Raw genomic sequence first — 20,353 nt, 5'->3', positions numbered from 1 at the left:
ATTCATTGACCCATCCGATTTGTTAGATTTTCAGCTGCGGCTGACAAGGACACATCATGAGTTACAAAACATTCAACCAGGCTGATTTTGATCCGTTCAGCCAACCGATGTTTTTTGGCGAAACCGTCAACGTCGCGCGTTATGACCAGCAAAAATACAGCATCTTCGAACGACTGATCGAAAAGCAGTTGTCGTTTTTCTGGCGCCCGGAAGAAGTCGATCTCAGTGGCGACCGTAAAGACTTTATCGCCCTGCCCGATCACGAACAGCACATCTTTTTGAGCAACCTCAAATACCAGACACTGCTCGACAGCGTGCAAGGCCGTTCACCGAACGTCGCCCTGCTGCCGATCGTCTCGTTGCCGGAACTGGAAACCTGGATCGAAACCTGGGCGTTCAGCGAAACCATTCACTCGCGCTCCTATACGCACATCATGCGTAATGTGTTGACCGAGCCGGGCAAGGTATTCGACGACATCGTAGCCAACCCGGCCATCGTTGCGCGCGCCACTTCGGTCACCCGTTACTACGACGAACTGATCGCCCAGACGCAACGTTTCCAGACGGCGTCCGATGAATGGCGCGCCGGCGCCGACGGCAAAAAAGCGCTGCGTGAATTAAAGCGTGCTTTGTACCTCACCATGGTGTCGGTCAACGTGCTCGAAGCGATTCGTTTTTACGTCAGCTTCGCTTGCAGCTTTGCTTTTGCCGAACGCTCCAAGATGGAAGGCAACGCCAAAATCATTCGCTTTATTGCCCGCGACGAAGCGCTGCATTTAACCGGTACTCAGCACATGCTGAACCTGATGGCCAAAGGTCAGGACGATCCGGAGATGGGTGAAATTGCCGCTGAAGAGCAAGAAAATCTGGTGAAGATTTTCAAAGAAGCCGCCGAGCAGGAACGCGAGTGGGCCAAGTATCTGTTTAAAGACGGTTCGATGATCGGCCTCAACGCCGACATCCTCGGTCAGTACGTTGAGCACATTACCGACCAACGCCTGGCGGCACTGGGTCAACAGCCGTTGTTCGGTGCGCCGAAAAATCCGCTGCCGTGGATGGACGCCTGGCTGCAAAGCGATTCGGTGCAGGTTGCGCCCCAGGAAACCGAAATCACCACCTATCTGGTTGGCGCCATTCACTCTGATGTCGACGCCGATGCGCTGGGCGATTTCGAGTTGTGAGTCAGCAACGTTCGGACAACCGCAATACCCGCAAAGTCACGCTGTTCCCGCAGCGTGACAAAACGGTGCTGCAACAACTGGAAGATCAGGGTTTTCAAATTCCCTATCAGTGCCGCGAAGGTTATTGCGGCGCCTGCCGCATGACACTGATTCGTGGTCGGGTTGAAGAGGTTGGCGAGCCACTCGCCTTTTGCGGCGCCAACGACATTCTGGCGTGCAGTTGTAAGGTGGTGGTCGATGCCACGGTGGAGTTTTGGGATTGACCAGAAAGGCGGGCTGACACTGTGAGTATCAGCCCGCCATGACGACTTACATATCGTCGTCTTTCATCATGTCGTCGTCTTTCATCATTTCGCTGTCTTTCATATCGTCGTCCATCATGTGATCGTCCGATCCCATGCTGGAACAACCAGCAACGCCCAACAAAACGATAAAAGCAGCGGCAGGCAGGCTCAGCAGTTTGAGTTGACTCATGATCGTTATTCTCCGTTTGCAGTGAGTTGACCCAGCCGCCATCGGCGCCCGGGTCAGACTTCGACTCAGCCTTTGGAGAAAGGTTCCGTGCCGGTATCGCGAAAATCTTCCAGCGCCCTAAAAGGTTCATTGAGCCGCTCAAAATCCGGCTCTAAATCGCTATCAAAACCATCATCTTCCAGCCGTGTCTGCGCCAACGGCAAGGCCACTTCGAACGCCACACCGCGCACATCCAGCGGTGTAAACAGCAACTGCGACTCACGGCGGCGGTTTTGCAGCTGAATCACCCAGGCCGGCCGACCGGGGTTATCCGGGTCCAGCCAGAGTGTTTTGCCGCTGCTGTCATCGAGCGTTAAACGTTGCGGTTCGCGGCGCCCCTGAATGGCAATTTCAATTTCCGCAGCGCGATGATCAAACTGCCAGCTGCGTTCTTTGTCAGCCGTGCCGTCGGCCTGTTTTACCAGGGGCAGTTCGTTGTCCAGCAGGGTTTCAATAATATCGCTAACCACGCGACCGTCTTTTAAAGTCACCCGCAGCGATAACCGACTGGCTTCGTTTTCGATATTGCGAATCCGCACCTGGCCTTCATAGCCTTTGACGATCTCACCGACAAAAAATAACCCCAAGCCTTTGCCGTGATTTTCCTGAACGCGGCGGGTCGAATAACCCAACTGAAAAACCCGCTGCTGATCTTCTTCGCTGATCGGTGGTCCGCCATTGAAGACACTCAGATGAGCGCGCCCTTGCTGCTCACTGAGCTTGACGGCAATGCGCCGGTACTTATGTCGATAGGGCCGTTTGCCACTGAAGAACTGGGCATTTTTCAGCAGGTTTTCCAGCATCAATACCCAGTGGTTTTCATTACCCAGCAAGCTGCCACAGGGTTCTATCTCGATATGGAACTGGCTGTCATCGCTCCAACGCAGCGGCAGATCCTGTTGCAGTTGCTGTACAAAATCCTCGGAGTTTTCGAGCATCGGGATCAGCGCTCGTTCCAGCGCACGCTGGGGCGAGAAGTCCGGTTGCAGTGCCCAGGTCGAGGTCGCTTCGGGGTTCAGTTCGCGCTGATAATATTGTTCTTCCAGCTCGCCCATCTGGTTAGCGATGTGCAGCGCAATATTATCCGCCGTCGCCAAATCCAACAGGTCCCACAGATAGCGTAGTTGCTCTAACGCATCGCCGGTCATACGGCGGGCAAAGTCGCCTTCGGGCAGGCCGGCATAGGCCGCTTCCAGTGCGCCCTGAACCTTGTCGAAACTGATCACACCGTTGTGACGCACTTCGGCGGCGATGCTTTTAAAGTGCAGAAATTTTTCGTCGTATTCGATGTATTCGAGCAGCTTATCGCTGATAAATAATTTCAGTTTGTCCGCCTGGCCAGCGTGGGTGTGGGCCTTGCGCTGCAGTTGCTTGCGGCTGTCCCAGAGCTGATTGATTTCATCGCGCAGCCGTTCACGCTCGCGGCGATGTTTTATTTTGTCGCGTCCATAACGATGCGCATCCCACCACAGCAAGAGCGCAAAAACGGCCATGGCGGCCACTTTATAAGGCCAGTCGAAAACGGCGTCGGTCAGACCGTAATAGGCCGCGATCTCTGGTTCAGTCGCCAAAAATAAATAGGTGACCAAGGCCAGGGCAGCAAAGCTGCTGGGCCAACTGAAATGAATCTTCAATTTGGCCTGATAAGGCTGATCGTTATTGGCGGTTTGTTTAGACATCCGGCCTCCAGCAATAAGATTCTTCATCGCCAAAGGTGACGATGCCCTGTCCCTGTCGGCAGCGTTCACTGAAGGCATTGGGTTGGGCTTCAGCCTGGTCAAAAGCGCGCCTCAGGGTGCGAATGTGCTGACGGTAATTGGCGTAGGAAAAGCGTTCCGGGTCGGCATCGAGTTTATCGGCAATCTGCAAGGTCGACAGCGGGCTGGGCGCCGCCTCGACCAGATAACGCAGAATTTTGCGCGGCGTCGGTGCCAGTGGTCGCCGGGCATTGGTCGGATTCATCAGCCGAGTGCCGTGCCAGAACACTTCCCAGGTGCGGGTATCGATGCTCAGCGAGCCGCTGCGAATGGTGTCGTCATTCTGTGGCTGAGCGGCGCTGTTTTGGTGGTGTTGTTGGCGCAAAACCGCGCGGATACGCCAGCACAACACGGCTTCCACATTACGCTGATGCTTGGCGATAAAGTCCATGGTGCCGCTTTGTTCAAAAGCTTCCTGCTCAATGTCGGTTCCTGAATGTTCCGACAAATACAGCACCGGCAACCCCGGCCAGCGCTTGTGCAAGGCACGCGACACCTGCAAACCGGCCATGCTGTTGCCGCCCATATGGGCATCGAGCAAGGCCACATCGGGCGCTGCTTTGGCGGTGCGGATGTGCTGGCAGGCGGCTTCGGCAAACTTAAAGGTGGTCACCTCGGTCGGCTGGCCACCAAAATCGGTGGCCTCAAGCACAGGCTTGAAGCGCTCTATCCAGTGACTTTGGTCTTCTACCCACAAAATATTGGTCATGGTGTTGCTACTGCGATGACGGATAGTGCCAGTCTAGCATTGTAAAGACGGCTCTAGCGTGAAGGAGTTAACGGGGAATGCTTAACGCTGGACGGGAGACGGGAGACGCCAAGTAGCGGTCAACCAGCTTCGCTGGTTGCGTAGCAAGCGTCTGGGCGGCAATCCGCTCCCGCCAAATCTCACAAATTTTTCACCAGCACCCAGCACACTCCGCGTCGTACTCGAATCCAACAAGAGGAACGACGCCATGTTCGAACAACTACTAACCGTCTGGTCCGATTCGCTCGCCATCTCGGCGGCCATCTGGCTGGTGTTGCTGGTTACCGTTTTGTACCTGGGCCGCCAGCAGGCTCATCAACTTTTTATCACTCTCGGCCGCGCCATCCATAACGCCATGCGTCTGGCGGCGTTTTCGGTGCGTGGGCTGGAGACCCGTCTGATCGTCCGTAACCGCGATGTGCTCATCGCTCAAGGCCGGGCCCAGGCGGAAAAAACCATTGAGCGCGAATTCAATCGGGTCAGCACCCTGGTCGAACGCGATCTGGGCGCTTACCCCAAGCTGCACCGCAAAATAGCCGACGCCATCGAAAAAATCGAAGCCGACTATCAGGCTTCGACGCAAGCCGCACCGCTGCCACCGGCCTGGTCCGAAGTGGTGGAAACCATAGCGGCGTTGCCGACCAACGGCGACCCGGCCATGAACAAGGTGCTCAACAACATCAAGGACGCCATCGAAGAGTCGCACCAGCAAACCTTAAAGGCCTATCAGAAGGCGACGCTCGACCGTCATCGCCATCTGAGCACCATGCAACCTCAGTGGCGTACGCTGCAAAGCTCGATGGATAACGTTAAGAAAACCCTCGATGGCCTGGAAGAACGCACCCGCACCATCGACGGCCAGATGCAGCGCTACGAGTCCATCCGCAAAGGTGAAGACGCCTCGGTGAACGCGCTGACGTCCTCGTCCATCACCCAGTTTTTGATTGCCGGTCTGGTGTTGGTTATCGCCACCCTGGGCGGCCTGATCAACTTCCAGCTGATCGCCCTGCCGATGTCAGAAATGGTTGGCGCGACCTCCACCATCGGTTCAATGCGCACCTCAGACATTGCTGCTCTGGTCATCATTCTGGTGGAAATCGCCATGGGTCTGTTCTTGCTCGAATCGCTGCGCATCACCCATCTGTTCCCGGTGATTCACTCCATGGACGACCGTCTGCGCCGGCGCATGATCATCATTACCCTGACCATTCTGACCATCCTCGCCACCATCGAAGCTTCTCTGGCTTATATGCGTGATCTGCTGGCGCTGGACCGTTCCGCGCTGCAGCAATCGCTGTCTGGCGTGGCCGTGGTCGAAGCGCAATTCCGCTGGATTCCGTCCATCGGCCAGATGGTGATGGGCTTTATTCTGCCGTTCGCGCTGGCATTCGTCGCCATCCCGCTGGAATCCTTTATCCATTCACTGCGCACCGTTATGGGCATGGTCATGGTTGGCCTGCTGCGCACCCTGAGAGTGGCTTTGCGACTGGTCGGCAGCCTGGGCCGCTATGCCTGCCAGATCGTCATCAGCCTTTATGACCTGTTCATCATGGTGCCGCTGGGCGTGGAACGACTGATCAAGTCACGTCGCGAACAGCATCGTCCGGAAGACGACTGGGACGACGAACCGGCGCTGTTGGAAAGCAAGCGCATCCGCAACCAATCCACCGCAGACGTTTGAGGAGAATCACCATGCGACTGCTGAACTCACTGCAACACCTGACCCGCCGCGGCCGTCTGGCCGCCAGCACCCTAGCGGTCACCGTACTACTGGCCGGCTGTGGTGAACCGCCGGTACAAAGCCGCGCTGTTTATATGCTGATGGATATTTCCGGCACCTACACCGAGCAATTGGATAAGGCCGAGAAAATCATGAACTACCTGCTGGGCACGCTGAACACCGGCGATTCACTGGCACTGGCACGCATCGACAGCGCCAGCTTCAATGAAGAAGACATCATCGTTCAGGCAACGTTCGACCCGCGCCCCAGCGCCGCCAACGATCAAAAGCGCGCCTTCCAGAAACAGATGCACGACTTTATCGCCAGCGTGAACGGCGGCAGTGCCTACACCGATGTTACCGGAGGTGTGATTCAGGCGGTCGACTATCTGAACGAAACCGAAGCCGGTGAAAAATACCTGCTGGTGTTTTCCGACCTGGCGGAAGAACTGCCCGAAGGCCATATCCGCGACTTCCCAATCGACGTCGCCGGCATTCAGGTGGTGGCACTGAACGTCACCAAACTGAACCAGGACAACATCGATCCGCGCGACTATCAAAACCGCCTCGATGCCTGGCAGGCACGGGTACTCGACGGTGGCGGCGAATGGCAGGTACTGAACGATCTGGAACGCATGGATCGTGTGATCGCAATGAACTGACTCTTTAACGGGAAGCCAATCTTCCCGACACCCTTGTCATTATGGCGTCCTACTCTGCTTGTTTTACCGGCCCTTCGTGGCCGGTTTTTTTATCGGCAAAGCCAGTCCCTTAAACCTTGACAGCCTCACGTCTGCCACTTAACTTAATGATAATAGTTATCATTACAAGGAAGGCCGTATGACCCAGGCAGCCATCGCCCCGACTGCATTGCTGGCGCGCAAAATCCGCTTTGCCTCAGAACCCGACAACCCCGAACTACTGCGTCACTGGCTGGATGCGCCGGTGCCACATCGACTGCAAAGCCAGGCCTCGCAACGCCATTATTACCGGCTGCAATATCAGCTATTGCGCGAAACCATTAGTGACGAATTCGTCCCTGAAGACTGGCGTTGCCGTTGCCTGGAATCGATTTACCAACCGCTGCAACGCCTGGAGCAACTAGCGCAAAGCAGCGCTGAAAAACGTGAGGTGAGGGATCTGTATTTCGAAGTGGCGATGATGAGCCGCTGCTGCCGGCCGCCGCAAACCCTGCATTAGTCGATAGCGGTGCTGGTCGCCAGCGCCCCTAGCGCTTAGTATGCCCGCTCTTTTCCGCTCAGAGTTCCCAGCGCCATGCTCAGCTACCGCCACGCCTTTCACGCCGGCAACCACGCCGACATGCTCAAACATCTGGTACTCAGCCTGTGCGCCGATTATTTAACGCGCAAAGACAAACCGCTGGTGTATGTCGACACTCATGCCGGCGCCGGCGCTTATCGATTCAGTGCCGCCCAGGCGCAAAAAACCAAAGAATTCGAAACCGGCATCAGCCGCTTATTAGCCGCCGACAAACCACCGGCTGAGGTTCAGTTTTTTCTCGAAGCGCTGAGCCGCACCGGTCTGGACTTGAACGAGCTCTATCCCGGCTCGCCCGCCATTGCCGCCAGCTTGCTTAAAGCCGATCACCGCCTGCAGTTATTCGAATTGCATCCCAACGACTTCCCGGCGCTGGAACGTCACTTTCACGGTGATCGCCGGGTGCGCTGTTATCAACGCGATGGCTATGAGGGTTTGTTGTCGGCGATGCCACCCAAGGAAAGACGCGCTCTGGCGCTGATCGATCCGCCCTACGAACAGAAATCCGATTACGATCAGGTGGCCGCAACGCTGGCGACCGTCACCCGCAAGTTCCAGCCGCTGTGCGCGCTGGTCTGGTATCCGATCGTGCAGCGCGAACGCAGCGATGCGCTGGTGCGCAAGCTGAAGAAGCTGAGCAAAGACTGGTGTGTGGCGGAGCTGAATATCGCGCAAGACAGCGACGGCTATGGCATGACCGGCTCGGGTATGTTCGTGCTGAATCCGCCTTATTTATTGGCCGAGCAACTGCGCAATTGTTTGCCGTGGCTCAGTCGGCAGTTATCGGATGAGGGATTCTTCGCGCTCGACCATCAATCTGGCTGAGCCATCAGTTGGTGCAATTTGACGTCGGTGGCGTCATCTTGCGGCATGTACACCATCATGCGGTCGCCATTGCGCGGCGCCGTCCACCAGTTCAACACCTGAAAGCGTAAAACGCCAACCTCAGGGTGATGTGCTTCTTTGAGCATGTTCTCCACGCCATTGATTTCATAACGCTGCCAATAGCGGCGAAATTCCTCGGAGACCATCAGGCTGTCCAATCGTAGCTGCCATGCCGGATCGCCTTCGTGCGCGGTCATCTGGCTGCGAAACCGGCCGACCATTCGTGGCAGCGTCTGCTCCAATGAGCGAAACCGGCTGCGCAGCGTTTCGTTATTGAACGCCAGATACATCACATTGCGGTCAAATTCGTCGAGCTCGCTCAATTTAAAACCGTAGAAATTATCCAGTGCCCGATTCCAAGCCAGATAATCCGAGCGCGCATTCAGCATATAGGCCGGGTACGGCAGCAGTTTATCGAGCATCTTCTGACACGCTTCCAGCATCGGGTCGACATCACCGGACTCGCGATTAAGCGGAGCCAGTTGCGCCAGACTGAACAGATGATCGGTCTCGGCCCGATTGCATTGCAGCGCCTCGGCGATGGCAAGCATGGTCGCCGCCGATGGCCGCACTTCCCGACCTTGTTCCAGCCAGGTGTACCAGGTGGTGCTGACGTTCGCGAGTTGCGCCACCTCTTCACGCCGCAAACCCGGCGTGCGGCGGCGACCCTGGCGCGGCAAGCCAAGACGAATCGGGTCCAGGCTCTCGCGTCGACTGCGCAGAAAGTTGGCCAATGCCTGGCCTGGCGTGGATTGATCAACCGTGGTCATCGCCTTTCCTGTTAGTTTTGATACCAGGATAACTACTTACTGGTACCTGTTTAATGCGCTGCTGATAATGCGCGTCCTTTCGGTATGAATCAAGGAACCTGAATGACCACAACCACCACTCAACACCTGGGTCGACTTGGCCTGGTATTACTGTTGTGCGGGCAGATGCTGCCCTTAATCGATGTCGCCATTATTAATGTCGCGCTCAACACCATCAGCGCCAGTCTCAATGCCAGCCAGATCGAACTGGAATTGCTGATGAGCGTTTATAGCCTGGCACTGGCACTGACCTTGGCATTCGGTGGTCGCAGTGGCGACCGTTTTGGCCGCCGCCGAGTGCTCAACATCGGCGTCGCCCTGTTTGGCCTGGCGTCATTGTTCTGCGGTTTGGCGACCAATATTCCCATCTTGCTGGTCGGTCGTTTTCTGCAAGGTATCGCCGGTGGGCTGATCATCCCGCAGGTGTTGGCGACCATTCATGTGTCACTCAGCGGTCGAGCGCATTCCAACGCCATCGGCATTTTTGGTGCGGTCATTGGCCTGTCGTTTTTGATCGGTCAGATTCTGGGTGGCTGGATCATCGCAGCGGACATCGCCGGTACTGGCTGGCGCGGAATTTTTCTGGTCAACGTGCCGGTTTGCCTGCTGGTGTTGTTACTCGGCCCGCGCTTTATTCCGCAAACGCGATCCGGGCAACCGGCGGGTTTTGATGTCAGCGGCACGCTGCTATTGGCGGTTGCCATCGCATCCATCCTGTCGCCTTTGGCAATTGGTCCGTTGTTGGATTGGCCACGCTGGTGCTTCGTGCTGATGTTGGTGGGCGTGGCGCTGTTGCCGCTGTTTTTGCAACTGGAGCGCCGCAAAGAACACCAACACCGCTGGCCATTGATTCCGCCGTCGCTGATGCAAACCGGCTCGGTTCGTTTTGGTCTGGTGCTGGCGTTGTTCTTCTTCACCTACGTCAGCGGCATGATGTTTTGCCTGGCGCTGAGTTTTCAAATGGGATTGGGCATGACGGCGCAGCAATCGGGCAATGCGTTTATCGCCTGCGGTGTGGCCTTCTTTGCCGCGTCCTACGTCAGCGCCCGCATCACCGCCCGTTTGGGGTTACTCAACACCCTGCTGTTCGGCTGTGTGCTGACGCTGCTGGGATTGGTCTGGTTGCCGCTGACCCTGGCGTCCATCTGGTCGCAACCCGATGCGGTTCAGTTGATTGGCAGCACCGTCTTGCTGGGTTTTGGTCAGGCGTTGGTGTTGGGCAGTTTCTTCCGCATTGGCTTGTCGCAGGTACCCGCCGAACAAGCTGGCAGCGCCTCAGCCGTGTTAAGCACCGCTCAACAGATTTGCCTGTGTTTTGGACCGGCGTTTTATGGCCTGGTGGTGCATCAGATGAGTTTAACAGAAGGATTATTGGCAGGACTGACAGCGGCTTTCCATGTGCAGCTCATTGCCATTGCAGCGCTGGCATTTGCCACCTTGGTTTACATCCGGCTGCAACGACGCACGGCAACCGGCGCCGTGTAATAACGGCATCAGAACGCGCTGAAGCCCTGCTGCCAGAATTGCGCAATGGCAATAGCAGCAGTAAACAGCGCGCTCACGCACAGCAATGACAGCAGTTTGATTTTGATGTCCATAACGCAGTTCCTTGGCGCAAAAGGCGACCGGTAAAAAAACACCGGCCGGGATGCATGTTCGCCCACCCATCCCGGCCGGCAACCATTCAGTACCCTTACGTCCTGTTCCGCTTCCAGCCAGACCCGATCACGACAGAGGGAGAGTAATCGGAAAACGGTGCGGAGGTCGTCCATGTTCGATGGCGTGCGGACCGTGCTCCAAACCATCGAGGCGGGTACTGAATCGACCTTCGAGAGCAACATTAACGATAATTATTATCATTTGCAAATGATAAATGTGACTTTCGTCACAACTTAGCAGCTCGATCGCTTTTCCCAGCAACCTCAGTCGTGATGGTGACGCAGCAAATGCTGGCGCAGCCGCTCATCGCGTTCGACCGGTTTGACCAGCACGCAGGTGCTGCACAGATGGCCGCTGTCGGCGGTGTAGTAACGGCAGCAGCCGCCGCGGGCGCGGAAGGTCTGGGAAATGGTTTCACCCGGCTTGCTGGGGTGATCGACCGTGATCTCGACAAAGCCGGTCTTGGAATTGTGCATTGCCGCCTGCGGATCGCCGATCAGCGCATCGGCAACGGCGCGCGCCTGGGCTTCCATCTGCAACACCTGCCCGGTGGTCAGAAAAGCGCCGGCCAGAGAATCGGCCGCCTGGCGCCATTGCGCGCCGCGGCTTAACCGGCTGATCGATTTAAAGCGCTCGATCAGCGGCGAGAGCACGCTTTCCAATTGTTCGTTCAGATGGCGGTACAGCTGTTCAGTAGACTCGACAGCAACGCCACCGGCGGGCAGTTCACCCTTTTGGTCGGTCCAGAAACGGTCGTCGATAAAACGCCAGTCGATGGCCTGATAGGTGCCGGATTCTTTGCCGTGTTGCCAGGGCACTTGGCGAGTCCGGAACGCCAGGCGGTCAGCCTGCAACAGCGGCACCTGTCGACCGAGCAACAACAGCGGCGCCAGCACTATCACCAGATAGTGCACCACCCCGCCAAGCAGGAAGGCGACCTGACCTTTGTCATCCAGCCCCGGGCAGCGTTGCGCTTCCAGCGCCAGCAATTCATCGCGCAGCGGCGACTGTTGTTTCAGCAATTCACTGAAGGGCGTCCATTCACCTTCCAGCGGACCAACGTCCGAGCCCAAATGCTCTGACACCGCCGCCATTCGTGCCAGCGAATCAGCCAGAGTGGGAACTTTGTAGAGACGCGCCGCTGAGCTCATGATCGTCTTACTCCACCGATGACGGAACGACGGTATTGGGATCACCATCGACCGCCAGTTCCAGTTCCGGCACCAACTCGTCGAGCAGATAATCCATGCTCAGCGGGCTCATAAAGGAAAAGGCACCACCGAGCAGTTCGCCGACAAAGACTTCCCGGCCTTCCCGATTGGCCGTCAACATCGGTCGTAACGACAAACCATCGACGGCTTCCAGCGCACTACTGCCCGACAGCCAGACCAGCACATCCACATCCAGTAAATCGAGGCGTTCTTCGCTGAACGACGCATAGAAAGAGCTACCGGCTATTTCGTCGTAGACCTCGGGAATATCAAACCCAAAGGACTGCATTAACTGACTGCGCAAATCGTTGGAGCTGTAGGCGCCGACATCGCCGTTGTAATAAAAAGCGATGGCCGCCTCTTTGCCCTGAAATTCCGGGTGGTTTTCTGCCACGGCGTCAATGCGCGCCTGCAACCGGCTGACCAGCGCCTCGGCCTGGTCGTCTTTACCCAGCGCCCGTCCAATGGTGCGCGCGCGAACATCCCAGGGCACACCGTAGTCGATGTAATCACCCGACTGCGGCAAGGTCGGCGCAATACGGCTTAAGCGCTTGTAGACGCGGTTACTCATGCCCGAGGAAATGCCGATGATCAGGTCCGGCTCCAGCTCGGCAATGGTTTCGTAATCGAGGTTGCCACGACCAAGCACCACCGGCTGGGCATCACCCAGTTCGTCCTGCGCCCAGGGCCAGGTGGCGTAGGGCATCTCGCCGTACCACTCACGAATGGCCACCGGCTTAACGCCCAGCGCCAGAATATCGTCCTGATCGCTGAAACCGACCGAAACCACCCGCAGCGGTTCGGCATCGATGGTGGTGCTGCCGTACTTGTGTTCCAGCGTGACCGGAAAAGCCGATTCGGCCTGGGCGGCACCGGCCAGGGCTAACAAAAAGAACGCACCAATACGCAAGAGTGACGACACAGCAAGACTCCAAAATAAGGCAGCGGAGTGCGGTTTGAGGCCGCCTTCCGGTTGAAGGGAACTGGCCGGAATAGTATTGAAAATGAGAACTCCTATCAATAGTATGTCGGGTCTTTGCGCTGGCCTGACCGCCGCCACACGCGCCACCCAATCCCGCCGATACAAACCAGAGGACGCCATGTTCAAGCTCAGAATCGCCCTGCCGCTGCTTGCCATCTGGGGTTTTGCCCAGGCCGACACCCTCACCATCGATCACGCCATGGGCAGCACCGAACTGGACGCGCCGGCGGTGCGAGTCGTCACCCTCTATCAGGGCGCTACCGATGCGGCGGTCGCACTGGGCATTACCCCGGTCGGAGTCGTCGATTCCTGGGTGGAAAAGCCCATGTATCAATACCTGCGCGATGAACTGGAAGGCGTGGCGCATGTCGGTCTGGAAACTCAGCCCAACCTCGAAGAAATCGCCGCGCTGAACCCCGATGTGATCATCGCCGCCAAGATGCGTCACGAAGCGGTTTACGATCAGCTCAACCAGATCGCCCCGACCATCGCCCACGAAACGGTGTTTCAGTTTAAGGAAACGCTCGATCTGGTTGCCGCCGCTACCGGTCGCACTGACGCCGCCGAGCAATGGCATCAAAACTGGGACGCGCGCATCGCCGAATTCCAGCAAAAAGTCGCCGAACTGGACACCATCGATTGGCCACAGCAAGTAGCGCTGCTGAATTTCCGCAACGACCATGCGCGCATCTATTACTCCAGTTTTGCCGGCAATATTTTGAACGAACTGGGTTTTGAACGGCCGCCAGCGCATCAAGAAGATGTCTGGGGTGTGAAGCTGACGTCCAAAGAAAGCATTCCGGCAATGAACGCCGATGTGTTCTTTATCTTTATGACCGAAACCGACGCCACCGTGATGGAAAACTATCAGGAATGGACCAGCCATCCGCTGTGGAACACCCTCGATGCGGTGCGTAATGATCAGGTTTACCGCGTCAATGAAGTCGACTGGAATATGGGCGGCGGGCCGATTGCTGCCCAGCGCATGGTCGACAGCGTGTTCGAACATTACGGTCTGGACTGAATCCCGACCTTGCTAGCCAACACCTTCACCAAAAGCCTGGCGCTGTTTTTCTGCCTGCTGCTGACGCTGGTCAGCGGCTTTGCCAGCATAGCGCTGGGCCAGACGGCGATGTCGCTCGACACCGTCTGGCAGGCGCTGTTCGCCTACGACGACAGCGTCGTCAACCACATCATCGTGCGCGCCAACCGGCTGAATCGGGCGGTGCTGGCACTGCTGGTCGGTTCCAGCCTGGCGGTGTCCGGCGCGCTGATGCAGGCGTTAACCCGTAATGCACTGGCCTCGCCCAGCCTGTTCGGCATCAACGCCGGCGCGCTGTTTTTTGTCGCTCTGGCGTTCAGCTTTTTATCGCTGACCTCGGTCAGTCAGTTTATCTGGTTTGCCTATCTGGGTGCGGCGGTGGCCGGTGTGCTGGTGTATCTGCTCGGCATGAGCGGTCCGGCCGGTCTGTCGCCGGTGCGTATCGTGCTCGCCGGCGCGGCCATGACGGCTTTGTTCGTTGCCTTCACCCAGGGCCTGCTGATCCTCAATCAGGAAAGCCTCGAAGGCATTCTCTATTGGCTCGGCGGTTCGGTGGCCGGTACCTCTTTTGCCACCATGAAACCCTTTGTGCCGATCTTTGTGATCGCGCTGATCGCCACGGCCTTACTGGTCCGGCAGATCAACCTGATGATGCTCGACGAAGCCGTCGCCCGCAGCCTCGGCCAGAACGTGCTGGCAACGCGGCTGGCGTTGGGCGTGATTGTAGTGGTGCTCGCCGGCGGCTCGGTGGCTTTGGCCGGGATGATCGGTTTTATCGGTTTGATTATTCCGCATCTGGCGCGCGGACTTTTTGGTCGCGATCACCGCTGGGTGTTACCGGCGTCTGCGTTATTGGGCGCCAGCCTGTTGCTCGGCGCCGATACGCTGTCGCGCTTTATCGTGCCGCCTCAGGAAATTCCGGTCGGCGCGCTCACCGCTCTGGTCGGTACGCCCTTTTTTATTATGGTGGCGCGTAAGCGGAGCCCCGCCTTATGAGCCATTTTCTGTTGCGCAACCGTTCCGAAAGCCTGGCGCTGGCGTTGCATCGGCGCACGCTAACCGGCTGTGTACTGGCGTTGCTGGCACTGGGCGGACTGCTGTTGCTGAGCCTTTGCCTGGGTTCGAGCGTGCTGACGCCGACCGATGTTTTCACCGCTGCGTTCCGGCCGGACAGCGAGCATCGTTTTGTCGTCCATACGCTGCGTCTGCCCCGGGCTTTATTGGCGGTTCTGGTCGGTGCCGGTCTGGGCGTTTCTGGCGCGGTGTTACAGCAACTGGTGCGTAATCCATTGGCCTCGCCGGACATTATCGGTGTCACCGATGGCGCCGCCGTTGCCGCCGTGCTGTTTCTGGCCTGGGGCAGCGCGCTGAGCCTGGACTGGCTGCCGCCGCTGGCGATTGCCGGGGCGTTAACCAGTTCGGTTTTAATCTACGGCCTGGCCTGGCGCGGTGGTGTGCTGCCGATCCGGCTGGTGCTGGTCGGTATCGCTCTGGCCGCAGCGCTCAAGGCCATTACCACCCTGGTGTTGGTGATGAGCCCGCTGTCGACCACGGTGCGCGCCTATGTCTGGCTGACCGGCAGTCTGTACGGCGCCCAGTGGCAGGATGTCTGGGGTTTATTGCCCTGGACGCTGACACTGTTGCCGCTAACGCTGTTGTTCGCCCGCCAGCTCGGCCTGATGGGCATGACCGACAGCCAGGCGCTGGGTTTGGGCTTGGCCGTTGGCCGCTATCGTTTGCTGTTGTTGTTATCCAGCGTGGGGCTGGCCGGTTCTGCGGTCGCCTTTGCCGGCGGCATCGGTTTTGTTGGTTTGCTGGCGCCGCATCTGGCACGCGGTTTAACCGGCCAAACCATCGTCGGCCGACTGATCGGTTCGGCCTGCACCGGTGCCGCCCTGGTACTGATTGCCGACCTGATCGGCCGCACCCTCTTCCTGCCTCAGGATTTGCCCGCCGGCATTTTCGTTTCCGCCGTCGGCGCACCCTTCTTTATTTATCTGCTGTACCGGCGTCGTCATTAATTCATCACCAACTGTCGATAAGCTGCTGCGCCAAACGATTAGACTCAAGATTGACCAAGGCCGCCAAGCGGCACAGGGACGTGCCGTCCGCCGGACCTTGTTCGGGCGCGAGCCTTGGCAACTCAAGAAGAACCACGCATCTTCGCCAGAGTTGCCAAGGCGTGTCGTTCACTCAGCAGGGACGCTGAGTGAACGACGTAGATAAAATGCCAGAAAAGCATGACCTTCGGGACATTCGCCACTCGCTGTAAACCGTTATTCTGTTGCAGTGTCCGCACCCGTCTCGGTTGCCTTGCCGGGACATCAAACCTCAAAGGAACCATCCGTGAATACCGACTTATTCAAAACAGCCCTGATCCTTGGGCTGATGGGCGCCCTTGGCCCCTTCGCCATCGATATGTATCTACCCGCCATGCCCACCATCACGGCGGACCTGGCCACCACCACCTCGGCCACTCAGGGCACCTTGATGTCCTTCTTTGTTGCCTTTGGCCTGTCGCAACTCTTCTATGGCCCGGCGTCTGATGTTTTGGGCCGCAAGCCGCCGCTGTATTTCGGTCTGGGTCTGTTCGCCGTCGCCTCCATTGGTTGCGCGCTGGCGCCGAGCATTGAATGGCTGATCGTACTGCGCTTCTTCCAGGGCGTGGGTGCGGCTGCCGTGATGTCGATTCCGCGCGCCGTTATTCGTGACCGCTACACCGGCGCAGCGGCGACTCGCTTAATGTCGACCGTGATGCTGGTGATTTCCGTCGCCCCCATGCTGGCACCGATGATCGGCAGCGCCGTTATCATCCCGTTCGGCTGGCGCGCCGTCTTTATCGCCTGTGCACTGGTCACCATCGTCAGCGTCAGCGCCGCCAAATTCGGCCTGCCGGAAACCCTGGCCCCGGAAGATCGCGCACCGTTTAAATTCAGCAACATGATGCGCGCGTTCAAGACGCTCTTCGCTGACCCGGTGTTTATGGGCCTGACGTTAATCGGCGGCATGGGCATGGCCAGTTTCTTCTCGTTCCTGTCCATCGCCTCCTTCCTGTACACCGACTACTACGGCCTGAATCCGTTCCAGTTCAGCCTGTTCTTTGCCGTCAATGCGCTGGGCTTTTTCAGCACCAGCCAGATTGCCGCCAACCTGGGCAACCGCTTCGGTTCCATCGCCGTCGTAAAATGGGCCGTCGCCGGCTACGCCACCTCAGCGCTGTTATTGCTGACCTTTGTACTGCTCGGCTGGGACGCCTTCCCGCTGCTGGTCGCCATGCTCGCCCTCACCTTCGCCTTCCTCGGCCTGGTGATCCCCACCTCCATGGTGTTGGCACTGGAAGAACACGGCCCCATCGCCGGCACCGCTGCTTCTTTGGGTGGCACCTTGCAGATGGTTTTGGGCGCGGTTGCCATTGCCATTCTGAGTGCGCTCTTTAATGGCACACCGGTCGCACTGGTGGCGGGCATCGCAACCTGCGCGACCATTGCGGTGGTGTTGTCGGTGGTTACGCTGAAAACGGTTGAGCCTGCTACGGCTTGACGTTAGTACGGAACGCAAAAACGCCGGGCTTTTGCCCGGCGTTTTTTTATGCCCGTTGAACCATCACCTCAATAACCGCGTCGTCCAGGCCTTGAGCCAGCTGGGCCGGCACACCGGATTTAACCGATCACCCAACTGTATGCGGTGTGGGTGTCTGGTTAACCGGTCTTTAAAAGCAGACCTCAAAGCTTCAACCCCCAACAACCTTCACTTTTGTGACCCATCGCTCAATCTCCCGCCAACAACTCCACTATTTTCCGTCGGTTTAGTGTCAATATATTGGCGTTCGCTGAGCACGCTGATCTAAAAAACCAGCTCAGCTCGGCTGGATCACACTGTTAAGGAGAACGGTTATGGAAAGCATTTATAGAAAGCGGTTACGGAAAGCAGTTATGGAGAGAAGCGAAATGACTAACACCTTAGGCAAACCCTTTAAACACACTCATTGGTCGGCACCTAGCTTAGCCATGCTGCTAAGCCTCGGCCTGGCCGCCTGTGATTCCGGCTCGTCCACGCCCGGTACACAATCACCCCCGCCCCCACTCGGACCAAACTCTAAGCTTGAACTCAGCGCCTGGGTGGGTGCTGACAACAGCCAACTAACCATCAGTGGCGACTACAATGGCTTGGAAGACCTACACTTCTACCTCGGCCAAGACCCGGACTGCGATGTCATCGCCGATGGCGAAACCTGCGCCCAGGAACACAAACTGACCAAACAGCCCTTTACCTTCAACGACAAAACCCACCTCAAACTCGGCCTCGAACAACCCCTCTACGCCCGCTTGCGCCTGGGCGAACGGGAAGCCACTACCCCAGTGGAGCTAAATGAAAGCGTTTATGCCGAATTCAGCCCACGCTCCGATACCCAAGTCGTCCGCTTCGATGCCGGTGAGGGCGAACGGCTGTGGCTGGTGGGTGGACATGACGGGGCCAATAATCTCAACGACATCTGGTCCTCAACCGATGGCATCCATTGGGAGCAGGTAGAAACCGCCCCGGGCCAACCCCTGTTTGCACCACGCTCCGGCCATCAACTGGTAGTCTTCGAGGCCAAAAGCGATGAGGAAAGCGTTCCACAGGGCCCGCAGCTTTGGGTGATTGGCGGTGCGAACGGCGGAAACTATTTCAATGATGTCTGGTCTTCCCCGGACGGCGTTCATTGGACCGAACACGAACCCGTCTGCACCGGCGACTGCTTCAGTGCACGGAGTGACCATCAAGTGGTGGTGTTCGATGCCAACAACGAAGGCGAACGACTTTGGTTGATTGGTGGTGCCTCTGTGGACGGTGACGGAAACAATGACGTCTGGTCGTCAGTCGATGGCATTCATTGGCACCAAGTGATCGAGGCGGCCGACTTCCCAAGACGCACTGAGCATCAAGTGGTGGTGTTTGATACTCACGATGAGGCAGGGACTGTTGAGCACCAACTGTGGCTGGTTGGCGGTACGTCGAGTGACCTTTCAACCGGCGCAATACCCTTCTACAACGATGTCTGGTCGTCGAAGGATGGCAAAAAATGGGACCAACAAAACCTCTGCACACCCAAACCATGCTTCGTTGGCCGTGCCGGCCATGAGCTAGTGGTTTATGCCGCACCCGGCGAGACCGTGCCTAAACTATGGCTGGTTGGCGGGCGACGTAACGATATAAATCTAAATGACATATGGTCATCCAACGATGGCGTCGAATGGAACCTGGAAACCGATGCCCCATCTCTCTCAGCACGCAACTCACATCAACTGGTAGTGTTCGGCAGCAACCCAGATAAACCAGAAGACAATGCGCTGTGGATGATTGGCGGCAATACCTACTTCAATATTTCCGACTCGAACGTTAACTATAACGAGGTGTGGCGTTCCACCGATGGCAAAGATTGGCGGTTGTCCGTCAAAACCCCCTTACAGAATCCGCTCTCAAACGAACAGTAACCACAAAACAAAAAGGCGCCTCGGCGCCTTTTCTTTTTAAAATATTGAATGCTGAATTCGTTAAATATCGCACCTAAAACATCTAATAAACGGCCGAGAATACACTTATTTAAACGCTAAAATCGCTAACGAATTATCCGGCAGTTGCAGCCATGGATACATCAGCGATAGCACAGCGATAATGGTGTAGCGTTTTCATTGTTCTATAACTTAAAACCATCCCAATCAACGAAGTCATCCCTTCACCGTTGACCAACCTATGCAGACAACCTTTCCCACGCCTTATCCTACTGTGCCCATAACTATGTACCGTTTCATACACATCCAATCTGGCCGGTATTAACTGCGTTGAATACGGTAATTCCGTATAACATTGTTACTAACCGCTCCCCAGCGAGAGGCTTTAACGTTCTGCTGATGTAACGCAAATGCCGTCTCGCTGGCAAACACTTCATAGACAGTAAAACGGGTATGCTCATTGGGATCTTGCTCAACGCGAAAATCCAAACAACCGGCTTCCGCCCGCGTCCGATCGATATGCGTGGGCAATTCCGCTAGCAAAGAATCCAGGTCGCCGATGGGAACATCGATGTAGCCCGTCAGAGTGATTATTGGCATTGGGCTTAGCTCGCTGATTGTCAGTACACACTATAAACGAGATATCCATTTAACTACTGACATTAATTCGCTTACAGCTGAGATAGCTTACCAGCTTACCTGGACACCCACCTTAAGCCTTGACACGGAAAGACACCCATCTGAACGATTTCCTATGATGGGTGTTTTGTTAACTCTCCGCATAATTACTTACACATTAACTAGGTCGATTTTCATAGTTTCGTTTTATCAAGAACAGCAAACAAGATACTTATCTTTAAAGAATCGTATGAGGCTGATTTCAGTTAAGGCAAAGCAGTGATGGTTGATAACGCCACTGCTAAGTAAGAAAGGTCCACTACGTACGCTACCGCCCAGCCGGTTACAGAGCGCGCCAAGTTCTTAATTATCCGAATAGGGTTACGACTACGCCTTTTTGTGACGCATCTCAAATTTATGGGTGCGGTCATGTCCGCTTTTGGCGATGAACGGTGTTT

General features: G+C 56.8%; 19 protein-coding genes. 12 read left to right on the top strand and 7 right to left on the bottom strand.

Annotated elements, in window-relative coordinates; translation table 11 throughout:
• Window positions 1–56: 56 nt before the first annotated feature.
• Both nrdB and yfaE read left to right on the top strand, forming a co-directional pair.
• Window positions 57–1,181 carry a class Ia ribonucleoside-diphosphate reductase subunit beta gene (gene nrdB, locus ABMA60_RS09375; protein ID WP_392801975.1) on the top strand — a complete coding sequence of 375 codons (1,125 nt, stop codon included), beginning with the start codon at window positions 57–59 and terminating at the stop codon, window positions 1,179–1,181.
• Complete coding sequence (gene yfaE / locus ABMA60_RS09370) at window positions 1,178–1,444, top strand: class I ribonucleotide reductase maintenance protein YfaE (protein WP_392801973.1); 267 nt, start codon at window positions 1,178–1,180, stop codon at window positions 1,442–1,444. The genes nrdB and yfaE overlap by 4 nt, the downstream gene beginning before the upstream one ends.
• A gap of 46 nt (window positions 1,445–1,490) precedes the next feature.
• Here the strand turns inward: yfaE and ABMA60_RS09365 are convergent, their stop codons facing one another.
• The 3 genes from ABMA60_RS09365 to ABMA60_RS09355 form a co-directional block, all read right to left on the bottom strand.
• Window positions 1,491–1,655, bottom strand: a complete 165-nt coding sequence (locus ABMA60_RS09365; protein ID WP_392801971.1) for a hypothetical protein — start codon at window positions 1,653–1,655, stop codon at window positions 1,491–1,493.
• A gap of 65 nt (window positions 1,656–1,720) precedes the next feature.
• On the bottom strand, window positions 1,721–3,373 hold the full coding sequence (locus tag ABMA60_RS09360) for a sensor histidine kinase (RefSeq protein ID WP_392801968.1): 1,653 nt from the start codon (window positions 3,371–3,373) through the stop codon (window positions 1,721–1,723).
• Window positions 3,366–4,160 carry a response regulator transcription factor gene (locus tag ABMA60_RS09355; protein WP_392801965.1) on the bottom strand — a complete coding sequence of 265 codons (795 nt, stop codon included), beginning with the start codon at window positions 4,158–4,160 and terminating at the stop codon, window positions 3,366–3,368. Before ABMA60_RS09355 ends, ABMA60_RS09360 begins: the two co-directional genes overlap by 8 nt.
• 247 nt (window positions 4,161–4,407) lie before the next feature.
• Here ABMA60_RS09355 and ABMA60_RS09350 point away from each other — a divergent pair, with 247 nt between their 5' ends.
• The 4 genes from ABMA60_RS09350 (at window position 4,408) to ABMA60_RS09335 (ending at window position 8,022) form a co-directional block, all read left to right on the top strand.
• Window positions 4,408–5,880: a hypothetical protein gene (locus tag ABMA60_RS09350; protein ID WP_392801963.1), complete on the top strand. Its 1,473-nt coding sequence runs from the start codon at window positions 4,408–4,410 to the stop codon at window positions 5,878–5,880.
• 11 nt (window positions 5,881–5,891) lie between these two features.
• The gene (locus ABMA60_RS09345; protein WP_392801960.1) at window positions 5,892–6,581 is read left to right on the top strand and encodes a VWA domain-containing protein; all 690 of its coding nucleotides are present in this window, start codon (window positions 5,892–5,894) and stop codon (window positions 6,579–6,581) included.
• A gap of 178 nt (window positions 6,582–6,759) precedes the next feature.
• Window positions 6,760–7,119, top strand: coding sequence for a hypothetical protein (locus tag ABMA60_RS09340; protein ID WP_392801958.1), 360 nt, complete (start codon window positions 6,760–6,762; stop codon window positions 7,117–7,119).
• Window positions 7,120–7,194: 75 nt separating this feature from the next.
• Window positions 7,195–8,022 carry a 23S rRNA (adenine(2030)-N(6))-methyltransferase RlmJ gene (locus ABMA60_RS09335; RefSeq protein WP_392801955.1) on the top strand — a complete coding sequence of 276 codons (828 nt, stop codon included), beginning with the start codon at window positions 7,195–7,197 and terminating at the stop codon, window positions 8,020–8,022.
• Here the strand turns inward: ABMA60_RS09335 and ABMA60_RS09330 are convergent.
• A complete protein-coding gene (locus ABMA60_RS09330) occupies window positions 8,010–8,852 on the bottom strand; it encodes a helix-turn-helix transcriptional regulator (RefSeq protein ID WP_392801953.1) in 843 nt (280 codons plus the stop codon). The two genes, ABMA60_RS09335 and ABMA60_RS09330, sit on opposite strands and share 13 nt — an antisense overlap.
• Before the next feature lie 102 nt (window positions 8,853–8,954).
• On the opposite strand from ABMA60_RS09330, the gene ABMA60_RS09325 reads away from it, so the two are divergent.
• Complete coding sequence (locus ABMA60_RS09325) at window positions 8,955–10,376, top strand: MFS transporter (RefSeq protein WP_392801950.1); 1,422 nt, start codon at window positions 8,955–8,957, stop codon at window positions 10,374–10,376.
• Window positions 10,377–10,813: 437 nt separating this feature from the next.
• Here ABMA60_RS09325 and ABMA60_RS09320 read toward each other — a convergent pair whose 3' ends face one another.
• Both ABMA60_RS09320 and ABMA60_RS09315 read right to left on the bottom strand, forming a co-directional pair.
• Window positions 10,814–11,701: a hypothetical protein gene (locus tag ABMA60_RS09320; RefSeq protein WP_392801948.1), complete on the bottom strand. Its 888-nt coding sequence runs from the start codon at window positions 11,699–11,701 to the stop codon at window positions 10,814–10,816.
• Window positions 11,702–11,708: 7 nt separating this feature from the next.
• Window positions 11,709–12,683, bottom strand: a complete 975-nt coding sequence (locus ABMA60_RS09315; protein WP_392801946.1) for an ABC transporter substrate-binding protein — start codon at window positions 12,681–12,683, stop codon at window positions 11,709–11,711.
• 178 nt (window positions 12,684–12,861) lie between these two features.
• Between ABMA60_RS09315 and ABMA60_RS09310 the strand changes: the two genes are divergently transcribed.
• The 5 genes from ABMA60_RS09310 to ABMA60_RS09290 all read left to right on the top strand — a co-directional run bounded on the left by ABMA60_RS09310 (window position 12,862) and on the right by ABMA60_RS09290 (window position 19,259).
• Complete coding sequence (locus tag ABMA60_RS09310) at window positions 12,862–13,767, top strand: ABC transporter substrate-binding protein (RefSeq protein ID WP_392801944.1); 906 nt, start codon at window positions 12,862–12,864, stop codon at window positions 13,765–13,767.
• Window positions 13,768–13,776: 9 nt separating this feature from the next.
• Window positions 13,777–14,781, top strand: coding sequence for a FecCD family ABC transporter permease (locus ABMA60_RS09305; RefSeq protein ID WP_392801942.1), 1,005 nt, complete (start codon window positions 13,777–13,779; stop codon window positions 14,779–14,781).
• Window positions 14,778–15,806: a FecCD family ABC transporter permease gene (locus ABMA60_RS09300; RefSeq protein ID WP_392801939.1), complete on the top strand. Its 1,029-nt coding sequence runs from the start codon at window positions 14,778–14,780 to the stop codon at window positions 15,804–15,806. Before ABMA60_RS09305 ends, ABMA60_RS09300 begins: the two co-directional genes overlap by 4 nt.
• Before the next feature lie 325 nt (window positions 15,807–16,131).
• On the top strand, window positions 16,132–17,325 hold the full coding sequence (locus tag ABMA60_RS09295; RefSeq protein ID WP_392801936.1) for a multidrug effflux MFS transporter: 1,194 nt from the start codon (window positions 16,132–16,134) through the stop codon (window positions 17,323–17,325).
• 353 nt (window positions 17,326–17,678) lie between these two features.
• On the top strand, window positions 17,679–19,259 hold the full coding sequence (locus ABMA60_RS09290; RefSeq protein WP_392801934.1) for a hypothetical protein: 1,581 nt from the start codon (window positions 17,679–17,681) through the stop codon (window positions 19,257–19,259).
• A 339-nt stretch (window positions 19,260–19,598) separates the two neighbouring features.
• Here the strand turns inward: ABMA60_RS09290 and ABMA60_RS09285 are convergent, their stop codons facing one another.
• Window positions 19,599–19,877, bottom strand: a complete 279-nt coding sequence (locus ABMA60_RS09285; protein WP_392801931.1) for a putative quinol monooxygenase — start codon at window positions 19,875–19,877, stop codon at window positions 19,599–19,601.
• Window positions 19,878–20,353: the final 476 nt, after the last annotated feature.

This window comes from Saccharospirillum sp. HFRX-2 (genome assembly GCF_043196805.1).
Taxonomy (GTDB): Bacteria; Pseudomonadota; Gammaproteobacteria; order Pseudomonadales; family Natronospirillaceae; genus Saccharospirillum.
This window is presented reverse-complemented; position numbering and strand designations above follow the sequence as displayed.